The organism is Rhodoligotrophos defluvii (assembly GCF_005281615.1).
Taxonomy (GTDB): Bacteria; Pseudomonadota; Alphaproteobacteria; order Rhizobiales; family Im1; genus Rhodoligotrophos; species Rhodoligotrophos defluvii.
Genome location: NZ_SZZM01000006.1, coordinates 237,729 through 254,920 on the forward strand (window position 1 = coordinate 237,729; position 17,192 = coordinate 254,920).

At 64.1% G+C, this 17,192-nt stretch carries 16 protein-coding genes and 1 pseudogene; 7 read left to right on the forward strand and 10 right to left on the reverse strand.

The window, feature by feature from the left end; all coding sequences use genetic code 11:
• Positions 1 to 4 precede the first annotated feature (4 nt).
• Together grxC and E4P09_RS22170 are read right to left on the reverse strand one after the other, a co-directional pair.
• Complete coding sequence (grxC, locus tag E4P09_RS22165) at positions 5 to 262, reverse strand: glutaredoxin 3 (protein WP_137391821.1); 258 nt, start codon at positions 260 to 262, stop codon at positions 5 to 7.
• A gap of 81 nt (positions 263 to 343) precedes the next feature.
• The gene (locus E4P09_RS22170) at positions 344 to 1,111 is read right to left on the reverse strand and encodes a ComF family protein (RefSeq protein ID WP_137391822.1); all 768 of its coding nucleotides are present in this window, start codon (positions 1,109 to 1,111) and stop codon (positions 344 to 346) included.
• A 363-nt stretch (positions 1,112 to 1,474) separates the two neighbouring features.
• Between E4P09_RS22170 and E4P09_RS26805 the strand changes: the two are divergent.
• Positions 1,475 to 1,816: pseudogene (locus E4P09_RS26805) on the forward strand (methyltransferase domain-containing protein); the annotation flags it as partial.
• Positions 1,817 to 2,152: 336 nt separating this feature from the next.
• Here the strand turns inward: E4P09_RS26805 and mutT are convergent.
• From mutT to E4P09_RS22190, 3 genes are all read right to left on the reverse strand, one after another.
• Positions 2,153 to 2,551: an 8-oxo-dGTP diphosphatase MutT gene (gene mutT, locus E4P09_RS22180; RefSeq protein ID WP_137391823.1), complete on the reverse strand. Its 399-nt coding sequence runs from the start codon at positions 2,549 to 2,551 to the stop codon at positions 2,153 to 2,155.
• A gap of 27 nt (positions 2,552 to 2,578) precedes the next feature.
• Positions 2,579 to 3,820 carry a bifunctional glutamate N-acetyltransferase/amino-acid acetyltransferase ArgJ gene (argJ, locus tag E4P09_RS22185; RefSeq protein ID WP_137391824.1) on the reverse strand — a complete coding sequence of 414 codons (1,242 nt, stop codon included), beginning with the start codon at positions 3,818 to 3,820 and terminating at the stop codon, positions 2,579 to 2,581.
• 99 nt (positions 3,821 to 3,919) lie between these two features.
• Positions 3,920 to 4,849, reverse strand: coding sequence for a peptidylprolyl isomerase (locus E4P09_RS22190; RefSeq protein WP_170984573.1), 930 nt, complete (start codon positions 4,847 to 4,849; stop codon positions 3,920 to 3,922).
• A gap of 422 nt (positions 4,850 to 5,271) precedes the next feature.
• Between E4P09_RS22190 and secA the strand changes: the two genes are divergently transcribed.
• Complete coding sequence (secA, locus tag E4P09_RS22195; protein WP_137391826.1) at positions 5,272 to 8,022, forward strand: preprotein translocase subunit SecA; 2,751 nt, start codon at positions 5,272 to 5,274, stop codon at positions 8,020 to 8,022.
• 29 nt (positions 8,023 to 8,051) lie between these two features.
• On the opposite strand, the gene E4P09_RS22200 is transcribed toward secA, so the two are convergent.
• From E4P09_RS22200 to E4P09_RS26290, 4 genes are all read right to left on the reverse strand, one after another.
• The gene (locus E4P09_RS22200; RefSeq protein ID WP_137391827.1) at positions 8,052 to 8,831 is read right to left on the reverse strand and encodes a L,D-transpeptidase family protein; all 780 of its coding nucleotides are present in this window, start codon (positions 8,829 to 8,831) and stop codon (positions 8,052 to 8,054) included.
• A 158-nt stretch (positions 8,832 to 8,989) separates the two neighbouring features.
• Positions 8,990 to 9,946 (reverse strand): acetyl-CoA carboxylase carboxyltransferase subunit alpha, encoded by a 957-nt coding sequence (locus E4P09_RS22205; protein ID WP_137391828.1) that lies wholly within the window; start codon positions 9,944 to 9,946, stop codon positions 8,990 to 8,992.
• A gap of 90 nt (positions 9,947 to 10,036) precedes the next feature.
• The gene (locus tag E4P09_RS22210) at positions 10,037 to 10,972 is read right to left on the reverse strand and encodes a site-specific tyrosine recombinase XerD (protein WP_275406503.1); all 936 of its coding nucleotides are present in this window, start codon (positions 10,970 to 10,972) and stop codon (positions 10,037 to 10,039) included.
• A complete protein-coding gene (locus E4P09_RS26290) occupies positions 10,953 to 11,093 on the reverse strand; it encodes a histidine kinase (RefSeq protein WP_205042248.1) in 141 nt (46 codons plus the stop codon). The genes E4P09_RS22210 and E4P09_RS26290 overlap by 20 nt, the downstream gene beginning before the upstream one ends.
• A gap of 184 nt (positions 11,094 to 11,277) precedes the next feature.
• Here E4P09_RS26290 and E4P09_RS26095 point away from each other — a divergent pair, with 184 nt between their 5' ends.
• Positions 11,278 to 11,871 carry a shikimate kinase gene (locus E4P09_RS26095; protein WP_170984574.1) on the forward strand — a complete coding sequence of 198 codons (594 nt, stop codon included), beginning with the start codon at positions 11,278 to 11,280 and terminating at the stop codon, positions 11,869 to 11,871.
• Positions 11,871 to 13,031, forward strand: coding sequence for a 3-dehydroquinate synthase (gene aroB, locus E4P09_RS22215; RefSeq protein WP_205042259.1), 1,161 nt, complete (start codon positions 11,871 to 11,873; stop codon positions 13,029 to 13,031). Before E4P09_RS26095 ends, aroB begins: the two co-directional genes overlap by 1 nt.
• A gap of 19 nt (positions 13,032 to 13,050) precedes the next feature.
• Here aroB and E4P09_RS22220 read toward each other — a convergent pair whose 3' ends face one another.
• Positions 13,051 to 13,326, reverse strand: coding sequence for a BolA family protein (locus tag E4P09_RS22220; protein ID WP_137391829.1), 276 nt, complete (start codon positions 13,324 to 13,326; stop codon positions 13,051 to 13,053).
• A gap of 131 nt (positions 13,327 to 13,457) precedes the next feature.
• Between E4P09_RS22220 and E4P09_RS22225 the strand changes: the two genes are divergently transcribed.
• From E4P09_RS22225 to cobT, 3 genes are all read left to right on the forward strand, one after another.
• Complete coding sequence (locus E4P09_RS22225) at positions 13,458 to 14,078, forward strand: J domain-containing protein (protein ID WP_137391830.1); 621 nt, start codon at positions 13,458 to 13,460, stop codon at positions 14,076 to 14,078.
• Positions 14,079 to 14,234: 156 nt separating this feature from the next.
• Positions 14,235 to 15,224 carry a cobaltochelatase subunit CobS gene (cobS, locus tag E4P09_RS22230; protein ID WP_137391831.1) on the forward strand — a complete coding sequence of 330 codons (990 nt, stop codon included), beginning with the start codon at positions 14,235 to 14,237 and terminating at the stop codon, positions 15,222 to 15,224.
• 23 nt (positions 15,225 to 15,247) lie between these two features.
• A complete protein-coding gene (gene cobT / locus E4P09_RS22235) occupies positions 15,248 to 17,143 on the forward strand; it encodes a cobaltochelatase subunit CobT (RefSeq protein ID WP_137391832.1) in 1,896 nt (631 codons plus the stop codon).
• Positions 17,144 to 17,192 lie beyond the last annotated feature (49 nt).

A 17,192-nucleotide genomic window follows, 5' to 3' on the forward strand; every position in this document is an offset into this window, starting at 1 on the left:
CTCACTACGCCTGGAGCAGGGCATCCAGCTTGCCGGCCCTGTCCAACGCATTCACGTCATCGAAGCCGCCCACATGGCGATCGCCGATAAAGATCTGCGGGACTGTGCGCCGGCCATTGGCGCGCTGCGTCATTGCCGCCCGCCGGTCCGGGTCGCCCGCGACGTCTATTTCCTCGAAGGTAACACCCTTGCGGTTAAGAAGGCTCTTTGCTGCAAGGCAATAAGGGCAGGTGCTCGTCGTGTAGATCGTGACCTTGGCCATATCCGTGCTGCGATTTCCCTTATGAGGCGACCGGAAACTGCCTAGCCGCCCTAGGGCTGCGGCCAGACCGCCACATCCCTGTCATATATGGATGTGCGCGGGGTCCAAGACAAGCGCGAACACAAGCACGTCAACCGCGCTTGCGCCTGTGGCGAGCAGGGTTTTCGTGCAGGCGCTGCTGGTGGCGCCTGTGGTGAGCACATCATCTATTAGCAGAACGCGCTTTCCCGCGACAAGACCCCGATGAACCGGGGGCACCGCAAAGGCCTTGCGGACATTGCGACGGCGGGCGCGCTCGTCCAGCATGACCTGGGAGGAGGTGGCGCGCACCCGTTTCAGCGCGCGTGGTGCCCAGGAGCGCCCGCTGGCCTTCGCGATCTTGCGGGCCAGTATGGCCGACTGGTTGTATCGCCGCGACCATAGGCGCTTCCAGTGTAAAGGCACCGGCACGATGAGATCCGCATCCGCGATGAGGTGGCGGCCGGCCCGCATCATCATGCGAGCCATGCAGTTGAGCGCGTCATGCCGATCGCGATACTTGCCGGCATGCACCAGCTCGCGCGAGATCTCGTCATAGGCGACGGCACCGCGCGCCCGGGCGAAAAGCGGCGGCCGCGCGAGGGCCAACGCACTGAGCACCCCTTCGCCCTGATCATAGGGGAAGGGAATGCCGAGCCGATCGCACAAGGGGGGCTCGAGGAAGGTCAGCCCTTGCCAGCATTTGGCGCAGAGGCTGCGCGGGGTCGCTGTCCGCGCCTTGCAGCACAGGCATTGGGGCGGCAGGACGAGGTCGAGCGCCAGCCTTGCGGCCGTCCCGAACTCAGCGCTCCATCGTGCCGCGTGGTCCATGTGCCCTTCTCGCGCTGGCTATTTGGCCGCCGCCCCTGAGCAAAGAGCAAGAGGTTCCCGCCGCCGGCCCACGAAATCCACAACCATTCTTACGCAAAGCTGGCGCATTCGATCGTCATCGCCATATTTGTAGCCATGGCAGCCGATCGCAGCTCCCCCGCAAGCCTGACACCTGTGGTGTTCGACCGCGCGCTGGTCCGCGCCCGTCGCACCGCGGCGCTCGCCCGCAGCGGCGGCGCGGCGGATTTTCTCAGCGCCGCCGTCATCCCGGAGCTTGCAGACAGGCTGAGCCTGATCACCCGCCGGTTCTCTGCAAGCGTCGTGCTCGCCGCTGGCGCGCGGCAGTTCGCCACCGCGCTGGGCATGCCGGAGCGGATCGGTCTGCCTCTGGCAGCTGACGTGACGGATCATCCCGGCGCCGATCTGGTCTGCGACGAGGAGGCCCTGCCCTTCGCGCAAGGAAGTCTCGACTGCATCATCAGCGGCTTGACCCTGCATTGGGTGAATGATCTGCCCGGCGCCCTCATTCAAATGCGGCGGGCCTTGCGTCCGGACGGCTTGCTTCTGGCTGCCATGTTCGGCGGGGATACGCTGAGCGAGTTGCGTACATCGCTGCTGCTGGCGGAGGCACAGAGTTCGTCCGGGGCATCGCCGCGCGTATCGCCCTTCCTCGATATCCGCGACGCCGGCGCCCTGCTGCAGCGGGCCGGCTTCGCCCTGCCGGTGGTTGATGCAGACCGGCTGACGGTTCGCTATGCGGACCCGCTCACCCTCATGCGGGACCTCAAGGCGATGGGAGCCGGCAATGCGCTCGTCTCCCGCAGCAGGCGACCGCTGCGACGTTCGGTGCTGATGGATGCCTGCGAAGCTTATGTCCAGCAGTTCTCCGATCCGGATGGGCGTGTCCGGGCGACATTCCAGATCATCTATCTGATCGGCTGGGCGCCCCATGAGAACCAGCAGAAACCGTTGCGACCTGGCAGTGCCAAGGCGAGGCTGGCGGATGCGCTGAACACGGTGGAGCACAAGCTTCCGCGGTGGTCAGAGCGCATCGCGCAAGTGCGGGATCAGCGGCAAGTCGGCGGGCGGCATCGGATAATTCCGCAGATTGAGGGGCTTGACCCAAGCAAATTCCTGGCCTTCGCGCGCAGTCACGGCGCCGGACCAGCGGCGGCAGACATAAAGCGGCATCAGCAGGTGGAAATGCTCGTAAGTGTGGCTGGCGAAGGTTAGCGGCGCCAGACAGGCGGCCGTCACGTCGATGCTGAGCTCCTCCTTCAGCTCGCGGATCAGTGCTCGCTCCGGCGTCTCGCCGGCTTCGACCTTGCCGCCGGGAAACTCCCAAAGGCCGGCCATGACCTTGCCTTCCGGGCGCTTGGCGATGAGCACGCGGCCATCGGCATCGACCAAGGCGCAGGCGGCGACGAGCACCATCTTCATTTGCTCACGATCTCGCGGTTTTGGAATTCAGCTGCGGTAATCGGCGTTGATGTCGATATAGCCGTGGGTGAGATCGCAGGTCCACACAGTGGCGCGCCCCCGCCCCACCCCGACATCCACCGCGATATCGATTTCGCGGCCCTTCATATGCGGCACGATCTGCTCTTCCCGGTAGGCGGGATCCCGCTGGCCATGGGCGGCGACGAGTACGCCACCGATCTCGATCCGCAGATTATCGCGCGAGACGGCCTCACCCGATTTGCCCACCGCCATCACGATGCGGCCCCAGTTGGCGTCCTCACCGGCAATGGCCGTCTTGACCAGGGGCGAATTGCCGATCGCCAGGCCGATGCGGCGGGCGGCCAAATCGGAATCGGCGCCGGTCACCGTGATGGTCACCAGCTTCTGTGCGCCCTCGCCGTCGCGCACCACCAGCAGCGCCAGCTCGCGGGTTACCTCATCGAGCGCCCGGCGGAAATCGGCGAGCAACTGCTCGTCCGCGCGGGCGGGTAAGGCATTGCCGGCTTGGCCGGTGGCAAACAGCAGCACGGTGTCGCTGGTCGAGGTATCGCTATCGACGGTGATGCAGTTGAAGCTCCTGTCCGCGCTTGCCGAGAGCAGCTCCTGCAGCACCGGTTGCGGGATGGCCGCGTCGGTGAAGATGAAGCCCAGCATGGTGGCCATGTCCGGGGCGATCATGCCGGAGCCCTTGACGATGCCGTTGATGGTCACCGTGGCGCCGCCGACATTGGCGGTAGCGGTCGCCGCCTTTGGAAAGGTATCGGTGGTCATGATGGCCCGGGCCGCCTCTTCCCAGGCATCCGCCGAGACCCTCAAGGCAAGGCCGGCGTCGAGGGCCCGGACGATCGGCTCGGTGGGCAGCGGCTCGCCAATGACACCAGTGGAGGCGAGGTAAACGGTGTCTACAGGGCACCGGACAGCCCTGGCCAGAGCCTCGGCGCTCACCCTCACGGCTTCGTCGCCGAGCCGGCCGGTAAAGGCGTTGGCGTTGCCCGAATTGACCAAGAGCGCACGGGCGCGACCATGGTCTAGCTGCCGCCGGCACCAGTCCACCGGCGCCGAGGCCGTTTTCGACCGGGTGAGCGCGCCCGCTGCCACCGTGCCTTCGTCCATCACCGCCAGCATCAAATCGGTGCGGCCGCTATAGCGGATGCCGGCCGCGGCGGCGGCGAAGCGGACCCCCTGGACCGGAGGCAAAGCGGGAAAGCCGGCTGGCGCGAGAGGCGAGACGGGGTGCTTGGCAGCCATCAGTCAGATCCAAGGCTTGATGTGTCGTCAGCAACAGAAGCGGGCGGCCAGCCCGAGGGCCGCGCCGCCGCGTCATAATAGCCGCGCCCGGGGCCTCGTCTACTGTCCTTGCGCGGCCGGCTTGGTGCCGCCCTCACCCGAGACGGTAGGCATCTGGCCGTTGCGCATCTGCTCCATCTGCGATTGCAGGCGTTGCAGGTCTGGGTCGACCATCTCGACATCGGCGCTCTTGCGGAGCTCAGCCACCTTCTCCTGCACCTTCTGGCGGAGCACGATCATGCGCAGGCCGTTCTTCACCTTGTCAAAAGGCTCGGCGCCGCCCACCTTGCGCTCCTCGACCTTGATGATGTGCCAGCCATAGTTGGTCTGCACGGGCTGAGACACCTGGCCAGGCTGAAGGGCGAAGGCGGCCTTTGAGAATTCGGGCACCATCTCGTCGGCGCTGAAGAAGCCGAGATCGCCACCGTACTGAGCCGAGCCGTCCTTGCTGATCTGCTTGGCGAGGTCGGCGAAATTGGCGCCAGCCTCGATCTTGGCGAGGGCGTCCCTGGCCTGCTCTTCGGTGTCGACCAGGATGTGGCGCGCATGCACACGCTCGACACTGTTCACCTTGGCGGCTTCCTGGTCGTAGAGCTTGCGGACATCCTCCTCGTTGACGGTGGGCTGGATCTTCTCGTGGAAATAGGCGTCGCGCAGCGCCTTGGCCTGGTAGAAGGCAAGCCGCTTCTTATACTCGTTGGTCTCGGCGATCGCTTCCTTGACGGCCTCCTGTGCCATCAGATGCCGCTCGACAAGATACTCGACCACGAAGGCATAGCGAAGCTGCGGGGGCACCTCAGCCAACTGCGGCAGGTCATCCGCCGCGAGTTTCACCTCCGAAGCCTTGATCTCATAGCCGTTGACCTTCGCCACCACCGGGTCATCCGGCGCCGCCTGCTGTGCCTGCGCCACGGGCGCTTGCGCCAACGGCGCGATCGCCGCGGCGATCGCAACGGCTGCGGCTGTGCACAGCCCGTATCTCAACGTCATAGTATCTCCCAACCTCTTACCGCCACGCCTCCGCGCGGGTTCTTCAGCTTCGTCTCTTGGTCCAATATTTCGGCGAGATTGTGCCGACGGGCGCCTGGGTTGTTCTTTCCTGTTGAGCCCCATCGGCGCCACAATGGCGGGAAAGCCGCCTCCTGGCAAGCGGCCAAGATGGGGCAAACCCAAGCGGCCCGCGATTGAAAGCGGCTATTGGGGCGACTATTTGAGGGAGCGATGCGGCGTTCTGCCGTCATTATGCCCGATCACGTTTTTACGAGGCGGGTGCGAGCGTGGCTGGAACCCCCGGCCGAGCGCGACACATCGCAAATTGCGCTCACCCCTTCCCTCGATTAGAAGACGCGGGAAATAATGTTGCCAAGGCGTGGCAATGCCGCCGATGCGATTGCCCCTTAAGGACTTTGCTCATGGTCTCGTTCTCAGCGCTCACCGCAAAGATCTTCGGTCAGTCGAATACGCGGCGGCTGAAGCGCTATTCCGAAAAGGTCGCGGCGATCAATGCGCTCGAGCCGGAGATGGAGAAGCTCAGCGACGACGAGCTGAAAGCGCAAACCGATAAGTTCAAGGCGCAACTCGCGGCTGGCAAGACCCTGGATGACCTGCTGATTCCCGCTTTCGCCACAGTGCGCGAGGCGGCCAAGCGCACGCTCGGCCAGCGCCATTTCGACGTGCAGCTGATCGGCGGGATGGTCCAGCACGAGGGCAAGATTTCCGAGATGCGCACCGGCGAGGGCAAGACGCTGGTGTCGACTGCCCCGGGCTACCTCAACGCCCTGACCGGCAAGGGCGTGCATGTGGTGACGGTGAACGATTACCTTGCCCAGCGCGACGCGGAGTGGATGGGCCGCATCTACAAGTTCCTGGGGCTGACGGTCGGCTGCATCGTCCACGGGCTCGATGACCAGCAGCGCCGCGAGGCCTATGCCTGCGACATCACCTATGGCACCAACAACGAGCTCGGGTTCGACTATCTCCGCGACAACATGAAGTTCGACCTGCAGGACATGGTGCAACGCGGGCATGAGTTCGCCATCGTGGACGAGGTGGACTCGATCCTCATCGACGAGGCGCGGACGCCACTCATCATCTCAGGTCCGCTCGAAGATAAGTCCGAACTCTACCTCACCATCGACGAGTTCATCCCGCGCCTCGCGCCGGAGCACTACGAGGTGGATGAGAAGCAGCGGACAGTCACCCTGACGGAAGAAGGCAACCAGCTGCTCGAGACGATGCTGCAGGAAGCGGGGCTGCTGGAGGGCGAATCGCTTTACGACGTAGAGAACGTTTCCGTCGTGCACCACGTCAACCAGGCGCTAAAGGCGCACAAACTGTTCCAGCGCGATCGGGACTATATCGTGAAGGACGGCCAGGTGATCATCATCGACGAGTTCACCGGCCGCATGATGCCCGGGCGCCGCTATTCCGACGGGCTGCACCAGGCGCTCGAAGCGAAGGAGCGGGTGGCGATCCAGCCCGAGAACCAGACGCTCGCCTCGATCACATTCCAGAACTACTTCCGGCTCTACAAGAAGCTGGCCGGCATGACTGGCACGGCCATGACCGAGGCCAACGAGTTCCTGGATATCTACAAGCTGGAAGTGGTGGAGATACCTACCAACAAACCGGTCCAGCGGCTCGACGAAGACGACGAGGTCTACCGTACCGCTCGCGAGAAGTATCAGGCGATCATCGAGCTGGTGAAGGATTGCCGCAAGCGCGGCCAACCGCTGCTGGTGGGCACGGCGTCCATAGAGAAATCCGAGATCCTGTCCGCTATGCTGCGGGAGCACAAGATCCCGCACAGCGTGCTCAATGCGCGCTATCACGAACAGGAGGCGCAGATCATCGCTCAGGCCGGCGTGCCGGGCGCGGTCACCATCGCCACCAATATGGCGGGCCGCGGCACCGACATTCAGCTTGGCGGCAATGCCGAGATGCGCATCAAAACGGAGCTTGCGGACGTCACCGACGAGGAGGAGTACAAGCGGCGCGCCGATGCGATTCTCGCCGAGGTGGAGGAGCGCAAGGCCCAGGCGATCGCAGCGGGCGGCCTCTTCGTGGTTGGTACGGAGCGCCATGAGAGCCGGCGCATCGACAACCAGCTGCGCGGCCGCTCCGGCCGGCAGGGCGACCCCGGCCGCTCCCGGTTCTTCCTGTCGCTCGAAGACGACCTGATGCGCATCTTCGGGTCGGAGCGCATGGATACCATGCTGCAACGGCTCGGGATCCAGGAGGGCGAGGCGATCGTGCATCCCTGGATCAACAAAGCGCTGGAGAAGGCGCAGCAGAAGGTCGAGGCGCGGAACTTCGATGCTCGCAAGAACGTGCTCAAGTTCGACGATGTCATGAACGACCAGCGCAAGGTGATTTTCGAGCAGCGCATCGAGATCATGCGCGGCGAGGAGGTCTCGGAGACCATCGATGACATGCGCCACCAGGTGGTGCATGACCTAGTCGCGGAGCACATCCCCGAGCGGGCCTATGCGGAGCAATGGGACGCGGCCGGCCTGCACCAGAGGGTGCAGGAGGTTCTGAATTTCGACCTGCCGATCGAGGATTGGGCGCGGGAGGAGGGTATAGCGGACGAGGAGATCCGCGAGCGCATCCTCAAGGCGGTCGATGAGGCCTATGAAGCCAAGCGGCAACGCTTCACGCCGGAAATCATGCGGCAGATCGAGAAGGCGGTGCTGCTGCAGACGCTAGACCACCTGTGGCGCGAGCACCTGGTGATGCTCGAGCACCTGCGCCAGGCAGTGGGCTTGCGCGGCTATGCGCAGCGCGATCCGCTGAACGAGTACAAGACCGAGTCATTCACCCTGTTCGAGGGCATGCTGGCCAAGCTGCGCGAAGCGGTCACCGCCCAGATGATGCGGGTCGAGATCATGCAGGAGGCGCCGCCGCCGGAGTTGCTGCGGCACGATGCCCTGCCGCCGATGCAGGCGCATCATGCGGATCCATTCACGGGGGAAGACGAGTTGGCCCTGGCCATGGCGGAAGCGGAAGGCAGATTCGGGCGGCAGGCGGCGCGCTTTGGCGCAGCGTCTGCGGCAGCGGTCGACCCGAACAACCCCGCAACATGGGGGAAGGTGCAACGGAATGCGCCTTGCCCTTGCGGCTCAGGACGCAAGTACAAGCACTGCCACGGGGCGGTGCGGTAGCTGCGCAAAAGGCATCAGGAGCAGGCCCGTCACCACCCCTGGATCAGGCGGGGGGCATCAGGGCTTGCGCTGGCGGCACTAACGCGGAACACGTCGGGTACCGCGCTGTTGCTGTCGAAGAACACGTATTTCTTATCTTGCACGCCTACGATTGGCGGGCGCCGGTTCTTCTCGAAAAAGTCGTAGCCTTCCTTCAGGTTCTGCCAGAAGGCATACCATTCGTGGTCCTTGCGGAAGGCCATGTTCTCGTCGGTCATGCGGAAGGGAAAGGCGGCGATCGGGAAGTCTCGCTGCCCGGCGATGAAAGCCTCGCGCGCCAGCGCAAAGATTTCCTCGACCGCCTCGTCGGTCATGGCATAGCAACCAGCAGAGCGGCAGCCCCCATGAACCATGAGGGCCGAGCCGGTGCGGCCGTTCGCCTTATCGAAGGCGTTGGGGTAGCCGATGTTGAAGGAGAGGTGATAGGCGCTGCGCGGGTTCATCTGGGCCGGGGTCACCACATAGAAGCCCTCCGGCGCCTGCTTGTCGCCTTCCTTCAGCTTCGGCCCGAGGTCGCCAGACCAGTTGCAGACATTGTAGGTCTTGACATGGGTGTAGGTGCCGGACGCGTTGGCCATCCAGACCTCGAATTCCGATTCCTGCTTGAAGATGCGCACATAGAGAGGCGCTCCGGGCGCCACTCCCTTCGCGGCAAGCAGGGCCTTGGTCTCCTTCGACAGCGGCTTGAGCGCCTTGTCGGGCTCAGTGCTGAATTTGCAGGCCGCGAGAACAAGGCTCAGACAAGCGACAAGAAACAACCTCAAAACCATCGGGAACGTCACGGCTGATGAACCCTCTTCCCCCGGGAACGCAAGCCTGCACAAAACGCGTTGTCAAAGCCTTAACTATGTCGAAGACACTTGGCAATGTGATCGATGTTCACCTTGTCGCCAGGTCACAGGCTGCCCTCCTTGCCGTGAATTCGTCGCTACAGATTGCGGCCAATGGCCAGGAACTTTTCGCGGCGGGCATGGCGCAGTTCTTCGGGCGCCAGGTTTTGTAAACGGTCCAGGTGACTGGAAATCGCCTCGCCGACCGCGGTCATGATCTGTTCCGGTGCGCGATGGGCGCCACCCACCGGCTCGTGGATGATTTCGTCGATGACGCCGAGCCGCTTCAAGTCATCGGCGGTAATCTTCATGGCCGTTGCCGCATCTTTGGCGCGAGTGGAATCGCGCCAAAGGATGGAGGACGCGCCTTCGGGCGAAATCACGGAATAGATGGAATGCTCAAGCATGAGCACCACATTGGCCGTGGCCAGCGCCACGGCGCCACCAGAGCCGCCTTCGCCGATGATGATCGAGACCAGGGGCACACCGACGCGCAGGCAACATTCCGTCGACCGGGCGATGGCTTCGGCCTGGCCACGTTCCTCTGCGCCGATGCCAGGATAGGCGCCGGCGGTGTCGACAAAGGTGATGACGGGCAACTCGAACCGGTCGGCCAGCTCCATGAGCCGGACCGCCTTCCGGTACCCTTCTGGCCGGGCCATGCCGAAATTGTGCTTCAGGCGAGAGGCGGTATCGGCGCCTTTCTCCTGGCCGATGATCATCACCGGCATGCCCTTGAACCGGGCCGGTCCGCCGAGGATCGCCCTGTCCTCGGCGAATTTGCGGTCGCCAGCCAGGGGGGTGAAGTCGGTGAACAGAAAGCGGGTGTAGTCGAGGAAATGTGGCCGCTCGGGATGCCGCGCCACCTGCATCTTCTGCCAGGGCTGCAGAGACTCGTAGAGCTGGGCCAGACTGCGGGCGGTCTTCTGCTCGAGCTGCCGCACCTCCTCCTCGATCTGCATCGAGGAGCCGTTGGCGGCAGCGATCGCCTTGAGTTCGGCAATTTTGCCTTCGAGCTCGGCGATCGAGCTTTCGAAGTCGAGAAAAGTACGCATTCCCTGTCTTGCATCCCCTGGCGTGAATGGGCCCAAGCACATATAGGGCGCACTGGCCGGGGCGGACAGTGGCGAGGCGCGCGGAGGATGTCAACCGGCCAGCGGATGCTGAGCGAGCACTTGCTTCAGCCGCTCAGCCAGCACATGCGTGTAGATTTGGGTTGTCGAGATATCGGCGTGCCCCAGCATCTGCTGGACAGCACGGAGGTCGGCACCGCCCGCGAGCAGATGGCTGGCGAAGGCATGGCGCAGCACGTGAGGCGAGACCAAGTTCGGGTCGAGGCCGGCACGCGCCGCGAGCCCCTTCAGCTCCTGGGCGAAGTATTGGCGGGTGATGTGACCGCTCTCGCCATGCGAAGGGAATAGCCAGGGAGAGCTTTCCGTGCTTTCCGCACCCTCGGCCGCTACGACCCTATAGAGGTCGACCGCCTTACGAGCTGCCGTGCTCAGCGGCACCAGCCGCTCGCGGCCGCCCTTGCCGCGAATGGTGAGGAACCGTTCATCGGCCTTGGCTGTGAGAACGGTGAGCGAGACCAGTTCCGAGACCCGCAGACCGGTTGCGTACAGGAGCTCCAGGAGGCAATGCAAGCGGGCTGCGCGCAGGCGGTCACCCGGCAAGCGAGCATAGTCCACCTCCTGGCGCGCCAAGGCGAGCAGCTGGTCTACCTGCTGGACCGAGAGCACCTTTGGCAGAGCCCGCCTCGGACGTGGGCTTTCGAGCACCGCCGTGGGATCATCCGCCCGAATTCCTTCGGCATAGAGAAAGCGGTGGAATTGGCGGAGGGCGGAGAGCCGGCGAGCGGCCGTGGTCGCGGAGAGGCCGGCCGCTTCGAGCGCGCCGAGATAGGCGCGCAGATCATCGCTCCCGGCATCGGCAATGGTGCGCCGCCGCTCCACGAGGAACCCTCGGTAGTCGCCGAGGTCACGCGCATAGGCGTCCAGCGTGTTCTCCGCTGCACCCCGCTCGGCACTCAGCATCTCGAGAAAGCTCTCGATCAGCCGTCCGTCAGCGGAAAAGCCTGTCACTGGGCACCTGCTTCACCACGGTGCTCTGCTCGGGCCTCATGGTCGACAGCGCATAGACAGCACCATAGACGAGGCCACCCAGGCACCCGAGAATCAGCAGGAATCTTAGACTACCGGGCATTTTTGCCGCAAACTCCAAATAGCCCGAGACCTACGATCCGTTCACCTCTCATGGATAACGCCTCCGCCGTGGGCGGGCAAGTAACGGACTGATTATCAGCCTTGCCATTCGTGTTGCTCTTTGCGATCGGTGCGGCAAGGGTCTAAAACCGAACCGCACGGACCTGCAGGAGTGTCCAGACGTCATGACCGCCAGCTCTCTCGTCAAGATATCCGACCTGGAGCGGACCGTTGCCGACAGTCTCGGTGGCCGCTGCATCGTCCTCATCGGCCTGATGGGCGCGGGCAAAACCACTGTCGGACGGAGGCTGGCGCAGCGGCTCGGCCTGCGCTTTGTAGATGCGGACCACGAAATCGAGGCCGCTGCCGGCAAGACCATACCGGAGATTTTCGCCGATCATGGGGAGCCCTATTTTCGGGAAGGCGAGCGGCGCGTGATCCAGCGCCTGCTTTTGGAAGGGCCGCAGGTATTGGCGACGGGTGGCGGCGCCTATATGGACGAATCAACCCGCGGGGCGATTCGCGCTCACGGCATCTCCGTTTGGTTGCGGGCCGAGCTCAGCGTGCTGATGAAACGGGTGCGGCGCCGATCGAACCGGCCCCTGCTCTATAGCGATGACCCGGAGGGCGTGATGCAGCGGCTGATGGACCAGCGGCATCCGATATACGCTCAGGCGGACATCACGATCGAGAGCCGCGATGTCCCGCATGATCAGGTGGTGAACGACATACTGCGCGCCTTGGCCGACAAGGCCTCGCCAGCAGACGAGAGGCCATGATGGAACATTCAGCGGCCGAGACCAGTGCGCCGACGGCGCGGACCGGGGCGGCTGAAACGGTCATGGTGGAGTTGGGCGATCGCCGCTATCCCGTCCACGTGGGCCCGGCTCTGCTGGCGCGGGCGGGTGAGCTGGTCCGGCCGTTGCTGGCTCGGCCGCATACTGCCGTGGTCACTGACGAGACCGTGGCAGCGCTGCATCTCGAAAGGCTGCAAGCCTCGCTAGCTGCCACGGGCATCTCGGCTGAGGTCATCATTGTGCCGCCGGGCGAGCAGAGCAAAAGCTTCGCCGCTTTGGAGAGGGTCTGCGACAGCCTGCTCGGCGCGGCGATCGAGCGGCGCGACCATGTCATCGCCCTGGGCGGCGGGGTGATCGGCGATCTGGTCGGCTTCGCCGCCGCCATTCTGCGCCGCGGCGTCCGCTTCATCCAGGTGCCGACAACGCTGCTGGCCCAAGTTGATTCCTCTGTCGGCGGCAAGACCGGCATCAACGTCCGACACGGCAAGAACCTGATCGGCGCTTTTCACCAGCCGGACATGGTGCTCGCCGATACCAGCCTGCTCGACACCCTGCCCACGCGCGAATTCCGGGCAGGCTATGCGGAGGTGGTTAAATACGGGCTGCTGGGGGATGCGGCCTTCTTCCGCTGGCTCGATGCCCACCATGAGGCCATCGCGGCGCAGGACGGCCCCGAGCGATGGCAGGCGGTGGCCACCTGCTGCCGCGCCAAGGCGGCGATCGTCGCGGAGGACGAGTTCGAAACAGGCCGGCGCGCCCTGCTCAATCTCGGCCATACATTCGGGCATGCCCTGGAGGCCGCCACTGGCTATTCGAGCCGGCTCATCCACGGCGAGGCGGTGGCGATCGGTATGGCGCTGGCCTTCCGGTTCTCCGAGCGGCTGGGGCTATGTTCGCCGGGCACAGCAACTGAAGTGATCCGGCATTTGGCTGCGGTGGGCCTGCCGACAACCCTCGGCCAGATCGACGGTTCCCTGCCCGATGCGAAAGGTCTGGTGGCCTTCATGCGTCAGGACAAAAAAGCGGTGGCCGGCAAGCTCACCTTCATTCTGGTGCGCGGTATCGGCGAGGCCTTCGTCAGCCGGGACGTGGATGACGCGGCGGTTGAGGCCTTTCTCGCGGAGGAACTGGCGGCGCGCTAATTGAAGGGCGAGCGCGGGCCTATTCGCCCGGTGCCTTTGCGGTGATGGCCAGGGCATGCACGCGGCTGGCCAGCTCTTCCGCCAGAACGCGGTTCACCATTCGGTGGCGCTCGACGGCCCGCTTGTTTGCGAAGGCCTCAGATACGATATGAACGCGGAAATGACTTTCCCCTTCCGGATGGTGTCCCGCATGGCCCTGGTGCAGATGCGACTCGTCCACGATGTCGAGTCGTGCCGGCGCGAAGGCACGGCTCAGCTTCTCCGAAATGGCATGGCCGATAGGTCCGAGGGGCATTTCCACAGTTCCGCGTAACACGAGACAGAATAACCGATTTTTTGGGATCTACAGCCTCAGATATAGCCTTGTCCAGTGACGCCTATCGTCGCGTTGCGGGAGGTAGGCATGCGCACCATAATCACCCCGACATGAAGCTCGACTCCAAATATTTCGATCGAATCCGCGTAAAGCCAGACCGAGACCGCACTGCGGAGACCAATGCCCCGCGCTGCGAGTGGTCGGGCTGCGAAAAGCCGGCGACGCATCCCGCGCCGAAAGGCCGCGGCCAGGACGGCGAGTATTTTCATTTCTGCTTCGACCACGTGCGCGAGTACAACGCGTCCTACAACTACTTCAAGGGAATGCGGGACCAGGAGTTCATCGACTATCAGCGCCAGGCCATGTATGGCCACCGGCCGACCTGGCGTTTGGGGCAGAATTCCTGGGCCTATCACACCCGCCAGTCACACGCCTCGCGGGATGACGGATTCCGATACAACCGAGACTTCTATGATCCCTACGAGGTCTTCGGGGGTTCTGAGGGCTCAGCCGGCACGGCACCGCGACGGCAGATCCGCAACGCGGAGCGCAAGGCGCTGGACGTGATGGGGCTGGATGAAAATGCGACCCCCGAGGCACTGAAAGCCCAGTTCAAGCGTTTGGTAAAAAGGCATCATCCCGACACCAATGGCGGGAATCGGGACGGTGAGGACAAGCTTCGCGCCGTGATCAATGCCTATAATTATCTGAAGTCAGTCGGATTCTGCTAATCGGATGTGGTTGGCGCTTGCGGCTGGTGCTTGGTGCAGACTACACATCTTCAACCATCGTAAAGTTACCGTTTTGGGCCTTTGTGATGGTTGGGCCTTTAAAGCTGGCGCGAATTGCCGACATAGGGCGTGACCGAACGCTTAGGAAGGATTTCAATGAAGCCTCAGGCTAATGGGGAAGTGGCCGGACTGCCGGACATGAAGGTTTCCGTCCGGCAGGTTTTTGGCATCGACAGCGATCTGGAGGTGCCTGCCTACTCGCAGCCGAGCGAGCACGTTCCCGATCTCGACGAAGACTATCTGTTCAATCGGGAAACCACGTTGGCGATCCTGGCCGGCTTTGCCCATAACCGCCGCGTGATGATCACCGGCTATCACGGCACCGGCAAGTCGACCCATGTGGAGCAGGTCGCCGCGCGACTGAATTGGCCCTGCGTGCGCGTCAATCTCGATAGCCACATCAGCCGCATCGACCTGGTTGGCAAGGACGCGATCGTGCTACGCGACGGCAAGCAGGTGACCGAGTTCCGCGAAGGTATCCTACCGTGGGCACTGCAGACCAACACGGCGCTGGTGTTCGACGAATACGATGCCGGCCGTCCGGACGTCATGTTCGTGATCCAGCGCGTGCTGGAGGTTTCCGGCAAGCTCACCCTGCTCGATCAGAACCGCGTCATCCGCCCACACCCGGCGTTCCGCCTGTTCGCCACCGCCAACACGGTGGGGCTGGGGGATACGTCAGGGCTCTATCACGGCACGCAGCAGATCAACCAGGGCCAGATGGACCGCTGGAGCATCGTGACCACGCTCAACTACCTGCCGACCGCGCAGGAGAACGCGATTATCGTGGCGAAGGTGAAGGCGCTCAACACGCCGGAAGGTCGCAAGACCGTGGCCGACATGGTGCGGCTGGCCGACATGACACGCACGGCCTTCATCAACGGCGACCTGTCGACGGTCATGAGCCCACGTACCGTGATCACCTGGGCCGAGAACGCGGAGATCTTCGGTGACTTGGGCTTTGCCTTCCGGGTGACGTTCCTCAACAAGTGCGACGAGATGGAGCGCGGCCTGGTGGCCGAGTTCTACCAGCGCTGCTTCGGGCAGGAATTGCCGGAATCGACCGCGCAGGTGAGCCTGTCCTGATCGACAAAAAGGAGCTGCAGCTCATGGCGGACAAAGAAGCGCCATCGGAACCGTTCAAGCGGGCGCTCACGCTCGCGATGCGGACGATCGCGCACGAGCCGGATCTGCAGGTGACCTTCGGCGGAGAGACACCAGGGCTGTCGGGTAACCGGGCGCGGCTGCCGCAGGTCGACCGGGAACTCGACCCGCGCAACGTGGCGGTCACCCGCGGGGTGGCAGACGCCTTCTCGCTTCGTCTTGCCAATCACAATGAGACGGTGCACAGCCGCTACCGCCCCGAGGGCCGCAATGCGCGGGCCGTGTTCGAGGCGGTAGAGCAGGCGCGGGTTGAAGCGATCGGCGCGCGCGATATGGCCGGCATGGCCGCAAACCTCTCGGCAATGCTCGACGACCGCTATCAGCGCCGCTCACTTGCCCAGATGCGGGACCGGAAGGAGGCGCCGCTCGAAGAAGCTGTCGGCCTGATGGTGCGCGAGCGCCTTACCGGCGCCCAGCCGCCGGACAATGCCCGGATGCTGGTCGATCTCTGGCGTCCGTGGATCGAAGAGAAGGCGGGACGGCAGCTCGACTCGCTTACGCAGCACATAACCGATCAGACCGCCTTTGCGCGGATGACGCGGGATATCATCGCCTCCTTGGACATGGCCGACGAGCTCGGCGAGGACCCGGACCAGCAGGACGAGGACGATTCGCAGGAGGGCGAGAGCGCCGACGGCAGCCAGCCCGAGGAGGGCAGCGAAAGCGAGGCACAGGAGGCGGAGAGCGCCGAGAGCGAGGACGTTCGCGAAGCCCAGGGCGAGCTCGAAAGCAGTGACCAGCAGACCACGGACGTGGACGTTGACGAGGTGCCCGACGACGCCGAGGCAGAGGAGGCTCCCGATGGCAGCGAGCCGTGGCGCCCGCAACTGCCCTTCGGAAGCCTTTCCAACGAGGACTTCTACAAGGTCTTCACGCATGCCTTCGACGAGGAGATCGCGGCAGAGGACCTGTGCGATGCGGATGAGCTGCAGCGCCTGCGGAACTATCTCGACAAGCAGCTCTCGCATTTGCAAGGGGTGGTCGCGCGGCTTGCCAACCGGCTCCAGCGGCGGCTGCTCGCCAAGCAGAACCGGTCGTGGGAGTTCGATCTCGAGGAAGGCATTCTGGACGTGGCGCGGCTGTCGCGAGTGATGACAGATCCGCTGCATCCGCTCTCGTTCAAGATGGAGCAGGACACGAATTTCCGCGACACGGTGGTGACGCTGCTTCTGGACAATTCCGGTTCCATGCGAGGGCGGCCGATCACGGTTGCGGCGACCTGCGCCGATATTCTCGCGCGCACGCTCGAGCGCTGCGGCGTGAAGGTCGAGATCCTGGGCTTCACCACCCGCGCCTGGAAGGGTGGCCAATCGCGCGAGCGGTGGCTTTCGTCCGGCAAGCCCGCTGCGCCCGGACGGCTGAACGATTTGCGTCATATCATCTACAAGGCGGCCGACACGCCATGGCGCCGCGCCCGTCGCAATCTCGGCCTGATGATGCGCGAAGGGCTGCTGAAGGAAAATATCGACGGCGAGGCACTGATCTGGGCCCACAACCGGCTGCTCGGTCGGCGGGAGCAACGGCGGATCCTCATGGTCATTTCGGACGGGGCTCCGGTCGACGACTCGACCCTGTCGGTCAATCCCGGCAATTTCCTGGAACGTCATTTGCGCCAGGTCATCACCGATATTGAGACCCGCTCGCCTGTCGAGCTGATCGCCATCGGCATCGGCCATGACGTCACCCGCTACTACCGGCGGGCAGTGACTATCGTGGACGCGGAGGAGCTTGGCGGCGCCATGACCGAGAAACTCGCCGAGTTGTTCGATGACGACGCGCCCCGAGGCGCGCAGCGCGGCCAGCCGGGCCCGCGTGGCGCACGACGCCGGACCGCAGCCTGATCTTCCGGTCGAAAATGTGTCACAGAGCCTTCTTATAGGCTTTGGCACG